We start from the raw sequence: 14,222 nt of genomic DNA, 5'->3' as shown, positions 1-14,222 counted from the left end.
GGGATGGAAGGCAGTGCTTTCCATCCCCGTTTGTACGCTTGGCTCAGCGGCGATGCCGGTATTGGGGAAAGGACCAGGATGGGAAAACGTTTGAGCGTTCTCGCGATTGCCGTCGCGTTGGCATCCGCCGCGCTCTGGCCGGGCCTTGCGTTCGCAGATGACGAACCTTCCCTGGAAGACGGGGGTGCTTTGGCCGCTCAGACGGACTCGGGGGAAGTTTCGAAAGGCGAAGCGGCCTCCCTTGATGCTCAGGGAGGCTCTTCTTCGGGCGGAACTGCTGCACGCATCGATGACGTCGTCGTTTCGGACGAAGGTGAAGCCGCCCTTATCGAAGGAGCCACGTTTGCCGTCGACAGCTTCAGCCGGGCGCAGAAGGGCTCGAACCGCGAGCTCGACGGGCGTTATCTCGGCTACAGCTACTACCAGGGAAGCTCGGCTGACTACGCCGTCGCCGTCGCAACGGAAACCTACGTGCTCGTCTACATCCCGCCTGCGGCTCATGCGCTCTGCGATGTAGAGGATCCCGCGTCGAAAGACGCTCTGAAGCACTATTTCCTCGCGCTCGACGAGGTATCGCTCACGGGCGGCATCGTCATGGACGATGCGGTTCCCTGGCATTTCACGAGCGAACCGACCGCGACCGTCGAAGGCGTCGTGTACAGCTTCGCCGTTGAGGTGGGGGAAGGAAAGTACTACGTCACCGCCATGGGCGAAGACGGCAGCGACGTCGTGTCGAGTGCGGTAGAGGGGCTTGCGCGCCCGACTCACGTCGACTTCCTTAAAATCGTAGCACCCGATGCGGTGGACATCGCGCCGCCCGTTACGGGTATCGATTCGCTCGCCCGATTCCTGAACGGCATCGATCTGTCGCCTCTGTGGGTGACGCTCAAGACCACCGGTACCGCCATCGTGCTCATTTTCGTACTCGGTTTGGCCGCCGCGTACTTCACGTTGCGGATATCGAAGCGCGCGCAGGATATCTTTGACACCATCTTCACGATACCGATGGTGCTGCCGCCGACCGTGTGCGGCTTTCTGCTGCTGCTTGCGCTCGGGCGCAATACCGCACTCGGCCAGTGGTTCATCGACATAGGCTTTCCGCTCATCTTCAGCTGGCAGGCGACGGTCATCGCAGCGGTCGTGGTGGCGTTTCCGCTCATGTACCGCAGCGCCCGCGGAGCGTTTGAGGGGCTCGATCCGAACATGCTCGATGCGGCGCGTACGCTCGGCTGGTCGAACGCGAAGATATTCTTCAAGCTCATGCTGCCCCTGTCCTGGAGCTCGATCGCGGCGGGCACGGTGCTCGCGTTCGCTCGTGCTCTCGGCGAGTTCGGCGCGACGTTGTTTTTGGCCGGCAACTACGTCGGCATCACGCGCACCATCCCGATCGCCATCTACTTCGAGTGGATGAGCGGCAACATGGACGTGGCTTTGTTCTGGACGGTTGTCATCCTCATATTCAGCTTCGTCGTCATCCTGTTCATCAACCTGTGGAGCAGGCGAACGACGCGCTATAGAAAGGAGACGGTCGAATGAGCCTCGAAGTCGCCATCAAGAAGCGGTTCTCGGGCTTCGAGCTCGATGTGGCGTTTGCGGCCGAGGACGAGACGCTCGGATTCCTCGGCGCGTCGGGCTGTGGCAAGAGCCTCACCTTGCGCTGCATTGCCGGTATCGAAAAGCCCGATGAGGGGCGAATCGTCGTGAACGGGACGGTATTCTTCGATTCGAATGCGAAGATCAACCTCACGCCGCAAGAGCGCAAGACCGCGCTTCTGTTCCAGAGCTACATGCTGTTTCCGAACCTCACCGTTGCCGAGAACGTGGCGGCGGGCATCGGCAAGGATACGGCGAAGGCGCAGCGCGCAGATATCGTGCAAAGCGAGCTCAAGCGCTTCGGCCTCACGGGTTTTGAGAAGCGCTACCCCGCACAGCTTTCAGGCGGCCAGCAGCAGCGCGTGGCGCTTGCGCGCATGCTCGCCGCGAAACCCGGCATCCTCATGCTCGACGAACCGTTCTCGGCGCTTGATGCGCACCTCAAAGGTGTTCTCGAGCAGAACCTCGTGAGCCTGTTCGACGCCTACGACGGCACGATTCTCTACGTGAGTCATGATATCGACGAGGCGCTGCGCTTCTGCGACCGCATCGCGGTGGTCGAGGACGGCAGCATCGTCGAAGAGGGTACGGGAGACGATCTGGTGAACCGCCCCCAAAGCCAGGCGGGCATCAAGCTTTCGGGCTGCAAGAACGCGACGCCTGCCGAGTACGCGGGAAAGCATCGCGTGCATCTGCCCAAGTGGGGTATCGAGCTTGCGTGCGAGCAGCCGGTGCCGAAAGACGTCAAGTGCCTTGGGGTGCGCGCGTTTTTCCTCGAGCGTGCCGAAGAGCCGGGCGAAAACGTGTTCCGCGTACGGGCCGACCGGGTGAGCGATTCACGGTTCGATCGCACGGTGCTGCTCGGGTTCCTCGACCGCGATGAGGCCGAGGCTCCTTCCGTTTCGGCGGACGAAGACGATATGAAGTACCTTCATCAGCACGTGTTCTGGCGGGTGAACAAGCTTTCTGTCGCGCCGGGAGGACTGCCCGAGGAAGGCGACGAGCTTTTGATACGCATTCCCCGGGACAGGCTGTATCTTGCAAGCCGCTGAGGGCGGCGCCGAGGCGCGTGGCTGCGGCGGATGGCGGCGTGACTGCTTGTAGCCCATTCATCGCAGCGGATGAGCTGCGCTGTTCTTTCAGAGCGGGCCGAAAAGCCCCGCTTCGCATGACGAAACGGGACGAATGTGCACGAAGCGTGATAAAAACTGCGATCCATGAGCGGTTGAGCGAGCTTTTACGCGCAAGGATTGCTATAATATCCTCAACTGAGAAGAGAGGCGATCGGCATGAAGGACTCGCATGGCCGTACCATCGATTATCTGCGCATCTCGTTGACCGACCGGTGCAACCTGCGCTGCATATACTGCATGCCCGACGAGGGCGTCGATCAGATGTCGCACGAGGATATCCTGCGCATCGAAGAGATCGAGCAGGCGGTGCGCGTTGCCGCGCAGATGGGCATCACCCGCGTGCGCCTCACGGGCGGTGAGCCGCTTGTGCGCAAAGGCGTGGTTGACCTTATCCGGTCCATCAAGAACACGCCCGGCATCGAGCATATCGCTATGACCACGAACGGCGTGCTCTTGCCGCGCATGGCCGAAGAACTCAAGGATGCGGGGCTTTCGCGGGTGAACATCTCGCTTGACACGCTCGATCCCGATCAGTTCGCCATGATCACACGACGTGGCAGGCTCGAAGATACGCTCGCGGGCATCGAGGCAGCGCTTGAGGTCGGGTTCGATCCGGTGAAGATCAACGCGGTCACCGTGCGCAGTCTCAACCAGGACTACCTTGCGTTTGCGAAGCTTTCCATCGATCGCCCGCTTCACGTGCGCTTCATCGAGTACATGCCGGTAGGCGAGAGCTCGGGCGCTACGGGTTGCGGGTGGGGCAAAGAGGATGTCGTGCCCTCCGAAGAGCTCATCGAGATCATCGATGCGCGCGCGCAAGCCGAGGGCATGGGGCCGCTCGTTGCGGCCGGCGGCACGCGCCCTGAGGGTTGGGGACCGGCGCGCTATTACGCATTCGCGGACGCACTGGGCACAGTCGGGTTCATCTCACCGCTTTCGCGCCACTTCTGCTCCGAGTGCAACCGTTTGCGCCTGACCGCCGACGGCAAGCTCCGCCCCTGTTTGTTCTCCGATGTGGAGTTCGATCTGCGCGAGGCGCTGCGCGAAAACGACGAGGCGGCGGCTAAGGCGGTGTTCGCCGAAGCGCTCGGCGCGAAACCCGATGACCATCACGACAAAGTGGGCACCGAACGCGGCATGTCCCAAATAGGAGGATAGCGATGACCGAAGAGCTGACGCACATCGACGAGAAGGGCGAGGTGCGCATGGTCGACGTGTCGCAGAAGGCCGACACCGAGCGGATCGCCGTTGCCGAGGGCTTCATAGCGATGCATCCCGAAACGCTTGCGCTTATCGTCGAGGGCAAAGCTGCAAAAGGCGATGTGCTCGCGTGCGCCCGCGTAGCAGGCGTGATGGCAGCCAAGCAGACCTCTGCGCTCATTCCCATGTGCCACCCGCTCAACATCACAAAGGCGAAGATCGATCTCGAGCCGGTGTTTGAAGGCGAGCGCGAAGATGGCCATGTGGGCATTCACGTGTTTGCGACCTGCGGCGTTACGGGCAAGACGGGTATCGAGATGGAGGCGCTCACCGCGTCGAGCGTGGCGTGCCTCACGATCTACGACATGTGCAAGGCGGTCGATCGCGGCATGGAGATCATGGATGTGCGCTTGCTTAAGAAAGAGGGCGGCAAGTCGGGGCTGTGGGAGCGCGCCTAGACGGCGGAAGACCGCTTTTCGGCATCCGAGGATATTGTTGGGGAACTCGCGCTGACGTTCACATACCGTGATGTTTCACGTGAAACATTTGTTCGTGTTTTGATGCATTCCTCGTGGTCATCTGCTGCAACGATGCGCTTCATCTCGTCGATGAAGATGCACCCGTTTTCCGACGAGGCGAACTCGTCGGTGTACGCTGCGTAGAAATCGGTTTCGAACGGCAAATCGGCGAGCGAGAACGCGCGGCATTCGTCACGCTCCTCAATGCCGAAGCGCGGAGCAAGTGTCGTCGGCACAACTCCGAACAGGTCTTGGAAATCGTACGAAAAGTATTCGAAGTGGTCGCTGAAGCTCATGGTCTGCAGATTGACGTGGGCTCCGTAGGCGGCGAACCGATCGACGACGCCGTCGCGCAGGTACCCGTGGTAAATGTCGGGCGGCAGCATAATCGTGGCACCGTCGAGATCGGCCGCGTACACGGTCTCTGCGCCGAACAGTGGATTGTCTTGGGTCATGAGCAGTTTGATTTCCTCGGTGCAGAGCTTGAACCCCTGCACCCCTTGCGGCAGCACGCGACGGTCCGTACCCGAAACGTAGCTCTTGCAGCCTGCCACTACGATATCGTTTTGCTGCTCCCGAAGAGCATCGACGGTGCTGCGCGGCCCGCTTGCCGTAACGATGTCGATTCGCTTACCGGGATGGTGCTCTTGGACGGCGTGGCGCGTCTTGTACAACAGCGATTCGAGCCATGGCAGGTTGGTTTGGGCGACCGTAACGGTGAGCAGGTTGTCGGCGAGCGAGCGGTACTCATCGACGATTCCCTGCACCGTTTCGACAAGCTGCGTGCCCGTTTGCACGAATCGTCGTCCTGCGGGCGTGAGCGCCGCTTTGCCTTGGCGTTTTCCCACCAGCTCGCACCCGAGCTCTTCCTCGAGTTCGCGTATGTGATCCGAAAGCGTGGGGCGGGTGATGAACAGCTTTTTGGCCGCTGTCGAGTAGTTGAGCTCGGCGGCGAACACGAGAAACTCTTTCACGTAGCGCGTATCCATCGGCTTCCCTCCTTGAGACGACGGATAGTTGTAAAGATAATTTTACACCATAGCGCCTTCTTTGCATACTGAGAGCAAGTTTTGCGGCATACCTTACCAAAAGCCCTCCCGCGTTTTGCGCATGCGGACCGATACGATTGCGCTATGGATTCGGCGTTCAGGGGAAGGCCGAGCAGACTTGGGAAAGGGGATATACATGCAACTCGATCGAAGAAGTTTTCTCAAAGGTGCTGCGTTGCTCGGGGGAGCGGGGGCGTTGGCGGGGTTTGCGGGATGCGCGCCTGCCGCGGGAGAAACGGCTGCCAACCCGGAGGCGGGCGGCTCGTCGGAGCGTGCGGCGTTCGAAGCGGCTGCGGCTCCCATCGATCCGGTTGAGCCGCCCGCATCGTGGGACGAAGAGGCCGAGATCGTAGTGGTCGGTTCGGGTGCAGGCGGCATGAACGCGTCGATCCGTCTCGCGCAGGCGGGCTACGGCGTACTCATGCTGGAGCGAAGCGAAGAGACAGGCGGCAATTCGAAGCACTCGTCGGTGTTCTCGAATATCGGCGGACATAAACAGGCGGAAGCGCTCGGGTGGGCCTATCCGTCCTACCCCTACGACATCGACAATATCGTCGAGTTCTTCATGGACTGCCAGCAGATGACGGGTGATCCCGACCTTCTGCGCGCCATGGCCGTCGAGGGGCCGCAGTGCATCGATTGGATGAATGAGAAGGCGGGGGCCAAGTGGGTTCCCATGAACCCATCGCCTGCGGGAGCCGGTTTACTCGAATGGGAGGGCATGTCCACGCCCACGAACGGCATCAACGTGAACCTGATTCCGTTTCAGGAGCTCGAGCAAACCGCGCGCGATGCAGGCGTTGAAATCCGGACGCAGTGCACGGTCGATACGCTCGTGTTCGACGGAACCGCCGTCCTCGGCGTGAAAGTGACCGATCAGAAGGAAGAGAAGTTCATCCGCGCCGACCGGGCGGTGGTGCTCACGGCGGGCGGCATGGAGATGAACCGCGCCATGATGGCAAAACACTCGGCAACGTGCTTGCACGGTATAGCCAACATCGCTACGCCGCCGAACGGCACAGGCGAGTGCATCCGCATGGGGCAGGGCGTCGGGGCCGATCTTTCGGGCTACGATTCTACCGGAGCCTTCGACGGCGGCGTGTGGTGGCGCGATTACAACGAATACGACACCATGATGGATTCGCATATCAACAAAGACGGCAACCAGGCGCTTCGCCAACCGTGGCTGCGCATCAACCGCGACGGCCAGCGCGTGCCCTACATCTCCACGTCGGCGACGAGCTATCCGTATTCTACCGATGCCGCACCTTCGTCGGCGGGCCTGTGCGATACGGCCGCTATCGAGATGAACCAGCCGGGCGGCAAAACCTATTGCTGCTTCGACTCGAAGTTCGACGAGCTTGTGACCCAGAACTTCTTCGGCCAGATCATCTGCCGCAAGGCGAAGATCGTCGAAGCGGACGATCCGTACATCGACCGCGTTCCCGAATGGCTGCGCGATTGGCACACCGGTTTCCAGCAGATGGTCGATGCCGGAGCTATCGCGAAGTGCGATACGGTCGAAGAGCTCGAAGAGGCACTCGGCCTCGAAGGCGGCGTGCTCGTCAATGCGGTCAAGCAATGGAACGAAGCGTGTGCGAAAGGCGAAGACTACGCGGCATCGTACAAGTATCCACCCGAGTGGATGATCGCCGTCGACGAGCCGCCCTATTACGGGGCGAAACTCGGGGGGCATGTGTTCGGCTCGAAAACCGGGTTGCGCATCACGCCCGCCATGCAGGTGGTGAATACATCGGGGCAGGTTATACCCGGTTTGTACGCGGGCTGGCATACGGCCGGCGGATCGTCGGGGGAGGGCAACCCTTCGGGCAAGCCTCTCACGGGCATGTACGCCGATCTGGGTCTCGCTTTCGTCGGCGGCTACATGGTCGCAGGCGGTATCATGGATGAAGACGGCAAGACCGACGCATAGTTTGTGCGAGCGCGCTTCCTGCGGCTTGTGCGCACAGGACCGCCTCTTATCGAACCATGATAAAAAAGTTCTTGTCAAGTACTAGACACAATCATATACTAGTCAAGGTCTGAAACATAGGAAGAGCCGCATTCCCCCAATGCGGCTCTTCCTGTTTGTTGGTCCTGATTCGTTTTCGTAGACGAATAGTGCATCTTGGAAGCTTTCGTTCTGCTCGACACGATCCTGCACGATTGAAATCGTCGGATGCCCGCTGCGAAAGCCTGAGCGCATACTTCTTGCCCGATACAGCGTTTCCTGCGATAATCGATGACTAATCTGCTTATAGAGGATTGTATCCGCTTGTTTGCAAGCGCACGTGATCCCGTGCAGTGAGATACGGCATGCTGAAGGAAGCGGGAGAAGGTCGTGAAATCTCTGGTACAAAGGAATAACCTGGGCATATTCTTTGCATTGTTCGGGGTGCTCATCGTTTTGGCGGCAGTGATCAGCGGGGCGACCGTGATGCGGAGCACGGCGATTGCTACCGAGGAAACCGAACGGTATCTGGCCGAGCTATCTCAGCAGACCACATATCGCATCAACCAGAGGATGAGCTTCAACCTCGAGTTGCTATCGAACCTTGGAGTGCAGCTTGAAATAGCTGGTCAAGACGAGCGCACCCGCGATGAAATGATCGATGCGGTTATCGCCACGAGCCCGTTTGTGTGGATCGGCTACACCGATCTTAAAGGGAATTTGCTGGTTGACGGCAGGGAATCGGTCGATCTCTCGGACTTTAGCGCGGTCAAGAAGGCAATTGCCGGCAACCCGGGCGTCAGCGACCAGCTCGTTTCAGTTTTCGAAGGCGAACGGGGTGCTTTGTACGCAGCGCCTGCGCCGAGCGGCGACATGGGCGCGATCGTGGGGTTGGTCGCCCCTGAAACAATGGAGCTTCTGCTCAATACCGATACGGCAGACGGGGTGGGCTTTTCCCATATCGTTTCACGCGAGGGCGAATTCATCTTGCGCTCCAGCAACCAGAACGCATTGCTTGAGGGAAGTAACGTATTCGATAGCCTTGCCGAGCAAACCGATATCAGCCAATCGGAGATAGCCCTCATGCAGCAGGCGATGGCAAGCGGCGAGAGCGGGCGAATTCGCTACAGTATCAATAACGAGCCTCGCGAAATGAACTACTGGCCGCTCGATAAAGGAGGATGGTACGCGCTTTCCGTCGTTCCTCCCGATGTGTATACGAGCTCTCTCACCAATTTCACGCATATGGCCATCGTTGCCGTCGCTTTGCTCGCCCTTGCCGCATTCGGGTTGTTCGGCGGCTATCTGCTTTGGATGACGGCGCGCAAGAACCGTGAGATCAGTCGTATCGCCTTCGTGGATCCGGTAACGTGCGGCCACACCATGGCACGCTTCGACCATCTGGTAGCTCAGCGCATGCAGAAACGCCGGCCCTTCACCTTCGTAACGCTTGATGTGAGCAACTTCAGGCTCATCAACGATACGTTTGGCAAGGAACGGGGTAACGCGACGCTCAAGCACATTCACGATACAATCGTCGCGAACCTCCACGACGGGGAAATTGCGGCACGTATTTCCGCCGATGTGTTCAACGTCGTGCTTGAAGAGCTCGATCGCGGAAGCATCGAGGTGTGGCTGAACCATCTGGCCGAAGAGATCAACCGCATCAATGTCGACGTCGATGCTCCGTACTTCCTGAAGCTGAACTGCGGCGTGTATCTGGTGAACGAATCCGAAACCGACATTGTGGCCGTGCGCGACCGATCGAATACAGCGCGCAAGAGCGAACGGCGGTCGGGCGGGTCCTTGTGCTCGTGCATGTTCTTCGACGATATCGAGCATGCTCGGCTGCTGCGGGAAAAGGGAATGGAAAACGAGATGGACCATGCGCTCGAGACGGGCGAATTCGTGGTGTACCTGCAGCCGAAGGTGAGCCTCGATACCAACGAGGTGATCGGTGCCGAAGCGCTCGTGCGGTGGGATTCTCCCGAGCGCGGGCTGATTCCGCCCGACGAGTTCATCCCGTTCTTCGAGCGCAACGGCTTCATCATCAAACTCGACCTCAACGTGTTCGAGCAGGTATGCAAACGATTGCGCATGTGGATGGATTCGGGTCGCGAGACGCTTCCTATTTCGGTCAACCTATCGCCCGTCCATTTGCGGCGCAGGGATTTCCTCAAGGCGTTCGAGGAAGTGCGGGAGCGCTACGACATTCCAGCGCACCTGCTCGAGTTCGAATTGACCGAGCGCGTTGCGTTTGAGAGCATCGAGCAGTTGCGCAGCGTGGTCGACGATATCCACGATTGCGGATTCCGCTGCTCCATGGACGATTTCGGCAGCGGCTATTCGTCGCTGAATGTTCTCAAGGAGATTCCCGTCGACGTGCTGAAGATCGATCGACAGTTCTTCATCGGCAACGACGAGCGGGGATGCGCTGTGGTCGAGTCGGTGGTCGAGCTTGCGAAGAAGCTCGATATGGGAACCGTTGCCGAGGGCGTTGAAACCATTCCGCAAGTCGAGTTCCTTCGCAGCGTCGAATGCGATGCGGTACAAGGATACGTGTTCTCGACACCGGTACCCGTCGATAAGTTCGAGGACATGGTGTTCGGCGACGGCACGGCACCGCGATCGCTGTAGCGCAAGGCCGACTGGTTCTGCGGAATTGATATTGCACAAGTTTTACCCGCTTCTTATCGCCGCTTGATTCCTCCTTGGTACGGTGGACCCGTATAACGGAGGAAGCGACGAAACGAAAGTTGAGGTTGTGCATGCAGGTTTCAGGAGTCATATTCGATTGCGACGGAACGCTGCTCGATACGATGGGGGCATGGAGGCGTGCGGAGCGTACGCTTGCGGCTCGGGCGGGGGCTTCGCTCGATGCGCGCGACGTGGACATTCTCACTACGCTGACCGTGCCCGAGGCGGGTGCGTTCTTTAACGAGAAGTACGGAGTCGGAACGTGCGCCGAAGAGGTTGCCGACATGATCCAGGATCTGGTCGTCGGCCACTATGCGCTTTCGGTCGAAGCCCGTTTGGGGGCGCTTGAGTTCGTCCGTGCGCTCGCTTCGCTCGGGATCAAGATGGGAGTGGCGTCGTCAAGCCCGAATCACCTGCTTGAGATCGGTCTCGGACATGCGGGGCTGCGCGAATTCTTCTCGATTGTCGCCTCGACCGACGACGTGGGCGCCTCGAAGCGCGAGCCGGCGGTATACGACTATGCTCGGGCCTTTCTGGGAACGCCGAAGGAAGAAACATGGGTGTTCGAGGATGCCGCGTACGCGTTGCGCACGCTTCGCGGAGCAGGTTATCGTACGATCGGCATCCATGACCGCGACGATTCGGGTACGTTCGACGAGCTTGCCGAGCTGTCCGATTTCGCGATTCGCGGCTACGCCGATCTCGACATCGTGGAGTTTGTCGCGGGGCGCTACGCAAGACGAGAAGTTGCCGCCTGTTCGCCCTGTGCCGCCGCACGTCCTATTATGGAGAGCGTTCGCACTCTCTGAAGCGCAGGGAGCTGGTGTGATACAATAACGCGCTGGAATTGCATCAGAGAGTTAGGGAAACCATATGTCAGGGCATTCAAAATGGGCAACCACGAAGCACCGCAAAGCCGCGCAGGACGCTAAGCGCTCGGCTCTGTTCTCCAAACTGTCCCGTAACATCACGGTGGCAGCCAAGGAGGGTGGCGACCCGAACCCCGACAACAACGCGTCGCTCGCGGCCGCCATCGAAAAGGCGAAGGGCTACTCGCTTCCTAAAGACAAGATCAAAACCGCCATCGACAAGGCGTTCGGCAGCGGCAAAGATGCGGCCAACTACGAGACGGTCATCTACGAAGGCTACGGGCCTGCGGGCGTCGCCGTCTACCTCGAGGCGCTCACCGATAACCGCAATCGCACCGCCGCCGACGTGCGCAGCGCGTTCTCTCATGCGAACGGCAGCTTGGGCACGTCCGGTTCGGTCGCGTTCCAGTTCGAGCGCAAAGGCCAGATCATGATCCCGAAAGAGATCGAGGGCGATAAAAAAGAGGGCATGAAGGCGAACGGCGCCGCTGGCGACGAAGAGGAATTCATGCTTGCTGTGGCCGATGCCGGTGGCGACGATTACGAAGATGCCGACGAGGAGTGGATCGTCTACACCGCGCCCACCGAGCTTATGGCGGTGAAGAAGGCGCTTGAGGAGTCGGGCCTTGAGACGAAGGGTGCCGAGCTTATCATGGAGGCTACGACCCCCACCGAGGTGAGCATTTCCGACGCGAAGAAGGTCATGCGCCTCATTGATAAGTTCGAAGAGCTTGAAGACATTCAGAATGTGTATCACTCGATGGACGTAACCGACGAAATCGCCGCAGCGCTCGATAGCGAGTAGACTGACCCTTTTGTTTGTAAGCGGGCGCATCTTCGGGTGCGCCCGTTTTTGTTTTGCATATTCTCGTTCCTTTATCTTTCGTGCAGGATTCGTTGTGGTATCATGCGAACAAGTGTTTGTTGTCGCATATACGTTCGAGCCGGCTTGTTGTAAGCGGGGTTCGAACGGCATCGCAAACCGATAGGCGAAAGGGTTTCATGGCATCGGTTGAACGCATCGTCCTCGGAATCGATCCGGGGCTTGCTAATACGGGGTGGGGCGTTGTGGCCCAACGGGGCCCGAGGCTGACGTGCCTTGCGTACGGCTGCGTTTCCACGTCGAAGGATACCGAGCTTTGCCAGCGCCTCAAGAAAATCCACGATCAGATGGGAGCTGTGATCGCACGGTTCGAGCCCGAGTGCGTCGGCATCGAAACGGTGTGGTTCGGCGAAAACGTCACGGCGGGTATCGGCACGAGCCAGGCGCGCGGAGCCGCGCTTGTGGCCTGTGCGACGGGGAATCTGCCGGTCGGCGAATTTACACCGCGCCAGATCAAGCTTGCTGTGGTCGGTACCGGTACGGCTGAGAAAGAGCAGGTGCAGTACATGGTCAAGCAGCTGCTTTCGCTCGAGGCCGTTCCCCATCCCGACCACGCAGCCGATGCGCTCGCCGCAGCCATCTGCTATACCACGCATAAAGGAGCACTATGATAGCGTTTCTCAACGGCATACTGGCAGGCAAAACGCAGGATACGGCGTTTATCGACGTCGGGGGTGTGGGCTACGCGGTCGGCATGGCTGCGGGAAGCCTTGCGAAACTTCCCGCGACGGGAGAACGCGTGCTTGTGCATACGCATCTGAACGTGCGGGAAGATGCGGTGTCGCTGTACGGGTTTCTTTCCCAGGAAGAAAAGGGACTGTTCCTGCGGCTGAACAGCGTTTCGGGCATCGGGCCCAAAGTGGCGCTCTCGGCGTTGTCGGTGTTCTCGCCCCAACAGCTTGTCGCGGCCATCACCTCGCAGGATGTTGCGCTCGTATCGAAAATACCCGGCGTCGGAAAGAAAACGGCATCCCGCATCATTCTCGAACTCAAAGGATCGCTCGATGCCGATCTGCTCGGCGAGCCCACGGCCGTGGCCGCAACGGGCGGTCCCGTGCAGGGCGTGCAGGATGCGCTTTTGTCCATGGGATTCACATCTGCCGAGATCGAACTAGCACTCAAGGGCGCTCCCGACCAAGCCGACGAGGCCATGCTGCTACAATACGCTTTGAAGCGTATGGGCGAATAGGCTATGCGCCCGCATCGCGGCAATCGGTTGCCCAGCGTACGAAATTAGGCGGTTATGGAAAACGGCAGCATCGAAATAGAAGGCATGGTGTTCTCGGCGGCGGAAGCCGACGGTGCGCTCAGCGCATCGCGCGCGGTCACTCCCGATCTTACGGAGGACGATCTTGCGCTCGATCGGAGCCTGCGTCCCAAGCTTTTGGCCGATTACGCCGGTCAGGAAAAGGTCAAGGATTCCCTTTCCGTTCTGATCGAGGCCGCGAAAGCGCGAGGCGAAGTGGTCGACCATATTCTGTTTTCGGGTCCGCCGGGCCTCGGCAAGACCACGCTTGCCACGGTGGTCGCCAACGAGCTGAACGCCAACATCAGAACGACGAGCGGCCCCGCAATCGAGCGTACGGGCGATCTTGCCGCGATACTCACGAACCTCGAAGAGGGCGATGTGCTGTTCATCGACGAGATCCACCGGTTGAACCGCATGGTCGAAGAGGTGCTGTATCCGGCGCTTGAGGATTACGTGCTCGACATCGTGGTGGGCAAGGGTCCGGCTGCCCGTTCGATCCGCCTCGACCTTCCGAGGTTCACGCTCGTCGGCGCTACTACGCGTACGGGGCTTCTTACCGGACCTTTGCGCGACCGCTTCGGCATGCTCTTCCGCTTGGACTACTACACGCCCGACGAGCTGTGCACCATCGTGCAGCGATCCGCCTCGATTCTCGACATCGGTATCGAGCGCGACGGTGCACTCGAAATCGCTCGGCGCAGCAGGGGAACGCCGCGTCTGGCGAACCGCCTGCTCAAACGCGTGCGCGATTGGGCGCAGGTGCGCGGCGACGGTACGATCGACGAAGACGTTGCAGCGCAGGCCCTGAGCTTCTTCGAGGTCGATTCGCTCGGGCTCGACATCATGGACAATCGCATCCTGGAGCTTCTGGCCGTTCGCTTCGGGGGGCGGCCCGTGGGCTTAACCACGCTCGCGTCGGCCCTATCCGAAGATCCCGAAACGCTCGAAGACGTCTACGAGCCTTACCTGCTGCAACAGGGCCTCATGATCCGTACGCCGCGCGGCAGGCAGGCGACCGAAAGAACATACGACCATCTGGGTATTCCGGCACCCGCTACAGGGTAATCCGGACCCATGCAA

General features: G+C 59.9%; 12 protein-coding genes. 11 read left to right on the top strand and 1 reads right to left on the bottom strand.

Annotated elements, in window-relative coordinates:
* Positions 1-78 precede the first annotated feature (78 nt).
* The 4 genes from modB (at position 79) to moaC (ending at position 4,384) form a co-directional block, all read left to right on the top strand.
* The gene (gene modB / locus FJE54_RS15210) at positions 79-1,536 is read left to right on the top strand and encodes a molybdate ABC transporter permease subunit (protein ID WP_139653630.1); all 1,458 of its coding nucleotides are present in this window, start codon (positions 79-81) and stop codon (positions 1,534-1,536) included.
* A complete protein-coding gene (locus tag FJE54_RS15205; RefSeq protein WP_139653629.1) occupies positions 1,533-2,645 on the top strand; it encodes a sulfate/molybdate ABC transporter ATP-binding protein in 1,113 nt (370 codons plus the stop codon). Before modB ends, FJE54_RS15205 begins: the two co-directional genes overlap by 4 nt.
* A 237-nt stretch (positions 2,646-2,882) precedes the next feature.
* Positions 2,883-3,884, top strand: a complete 1,002-nt coding sequence (gene moaA, locus FJE54_RS15200; protein WP_139653628.1) for a GTP 3',8-cyclase MoaA — start codon at positions 2,883-2,885, stop codon at positions 3,882-3,884.
* A gap of 2 nt (positions 3,885-3,886) precedes the next feature.
* Positions 3,887-4,384: a cyclic pyranopterin monophosphate synthase MoaC gene (gene moaC / locus FJE54_RS15195; protein WP_139653627.1), complete on the top strand. Its 498-nt coding sequence runs from the start codon at positions 3,887-3,889 to the stop codon at positions 4,382-4,384.
* On the opposite strand, the gene FJE54_RS15190 is transcribed toward moaC, so the two are convergent.
* A complete protein-coding gene (locus FJE54_RS15190; RefSeq protein WP_139653626.1) occupies positions 4,381-5,433 on the bottom strand; it encodes a LysR family transcriptional regulator in 1,053 nt (350 codons plus the stop codon). The genes moaC and FJE54_RS15190 overlap by 4 nt on opposite strands.
* Positions 5,434-5,629: 196 nt before the next feature.
* Here FJE54_RS15190 and FJE54_RS15185 point away from each other — a divergent pair, with 196 nt between their 5' ends.
* The 7 genes from FJE54_RS15185 (at position 5,630) to ruvB (ending at position 14,207) form a co-directional block, all read left to right on the top strand.
* The gene (locus FJE54_RS15185; protein ID WP_139653625.1) at positions 5,630-7,426 is read left to right on the top strand and encodes an FAD-binding protein; all 1,797 of its coding nucleotides are present in this window, start codon (positions 5,630-5,632) and stop codon (positions 7,424-7,426) included.
* A 408-nt stretch (positions 7,427-7,834) separates the two neighbouring features.
* Positions 7,835-10,081, top strand: coding sequence for a putative bifunctional diguanylate cyclase/phosphodiesterase (locus FJE54_RS15180; protein WP_218971945.1), 2,247 nt, complete (start codon positions 7,835-7,837; stop codon positions 10,079-10,081).
* Between the two features lie 131 nt (positions 10,082-10,212).
* Positions 10,213-10,950 carry an HAD family hydrolase gene (locus FJE54_RS15175; RefSeq protein WP_139653624.1) on the top strand — a complete coding sequence of 246 codons (738 nt, stop codon included), beginning with the start codon at positions 10,213-10,215 and terminating at the stop codon, positions 10,948-10,950.
* A gap of 64 nt (positions 10,951-11,014) precedes the next feature.
* The gene (locus FJE54_RS15170) at positions 11,015-11,815 is read left to right on the top strand and encodes a YebC/PmpR family DNA-binding transcriptional regulator (protein WP_139653623.1); all 801 of its coding nucleotides are present in this window, start codon (positions 11,015-11,017) and stop codon (positions 11,813-11,815) included.
* 197 nt (positions 11,816-12,012) lie between these two features.
* Positions 12,013-12,504, top strand: a complete 492-nt coding sequence (ruvC, locus tag FJE54_RS15165; RefSeq protein WP_139653622.1) for a crossover junction endodeoxyribonuclease RuvC — start codon at positions 12,013-12,015, stop codon at positions 12,502-12,504.
* Positions 12,501-13,082, top strand: coding sequence for a Holliday junction branch migration protein RuvA (gene ruvA, locus FJE54_RS15160; protein ID WP_139653621.1), 582 nt, complete (start codon positions 12,501-12,503; stop codon positions 13,080-13,082). The genes ruvC and ruvA overlap by 4 nt, the downstream gene beginning before the upstream one ends.
* 54 nt (positions 13,083-13,136) lie before the next feature.
* Positions 13,137-14,207: a Holliday junction branch migration DNA helicase RuvB gene (gene ruvB / locus FJE54_RS15155; protein ID WP_139653620.1), complete on the top strand. Its 1,071-nt coding sequence runs from the start codon at positions 13,137-13,139 to the stop codon at positions 14,205-14,207.
* The last annotated feature ends 15 nt before the right edge of the window (positions 14,208-14,222 follow it).

It is taken from the genome of Raoultibacter phocaeensis, from assembly GCF_901411515.1.
Taxonomy (GTDB): Bacteria; Actinomycetota; Coriobacteriia; order Coriobacteriales; family Eggerthellaceae; genus Raoultibacter; species Raoultibacter phocaeensis.
The sequence above is the reverse complement of the archived record's forward strand: the minus strand, read 5'-3'. Positions and strand labels throughout refer to the sequence as shown.

Excerpts from the sequence above, each read along its gene's own strand:
- FJE54_RS15190 (WP_139653626.1), bottom strand. The coding sequence starts at position 5,433 with ATGGATACGCGCTACGTGAAAGAGTTTCTCGTGTTCGCCGCCGAGCTC.
- FJE54_RS15205 (WP_139653629.1), top strand. The coding sequence starts at position 1,533 with ATGAGCCTCGAAGTCGCCATCAAGAAGCGGTTCTCGGGCTTCGAGCTC.
- ruvC (WP_139653622.1), top strand. The coding sequence starts at position 12,013 with ATGGCATCGGTTGAACGCATCGTCCTCGGAATCGATCCGGGGCTTGCT.
- moaC (WP_139653627.1), top strand. The coding sequence starts at position 3,887 with ATGACCGAAGAGCTGACGCACATCGACGAGAAGGGCGAGGTGCGCATG.
- ruvB (WP_139653620.1), top strand. The coding sequence starts at position 13,137 with ATGGAAAACGGCAGCATCGAAATAGAAGGCATGGTGTTCTCGGCGGCG.
- FJE54_RS15170 (WP_139653623.1), top strand. The coding sequence starts at position 11,015 with ATGTCAGGGCATTCAAAATGGGCAACCACGAAGCACCGCAAAGCCGCG.
- FJE54_RS15185 (WP_139653625.1), top strand. The coding sequence starts at position 5,630 with ATGCAACTCGATCGAAGAAGTTTTCTCAAAGGTGCTGCGTTGCTCGGG.
- modB (WP_139653630.1), top strand. The coding sequence starts at position 79 with ATGGGAAAACGTTTGAGCGTTCTCGCGATTGCCGTCGCGTTGGCATCC.
- FJE54_RS15175 (WP_139653624.1), top strand. The coding sequence starts at position 10,213 with ATGCAGGTTTCAGGAGTCATATTCGATTGCGACGGAACGCTGCTCGAT.
- ruvA (WP_139653621.1), top strand. The coding sequence starts at position 12,501 with ATGATAGCGTTTCTCAACGGCATACTGGCAGGCAAAACGCAGGATACG.
- moaA (WP_139653628.1), top strand. The coding sequence starts at position 2,883 with ATGAAGGACTCGCATGGCCGTACCATCGATTATCTGCGCATCTCGTTG.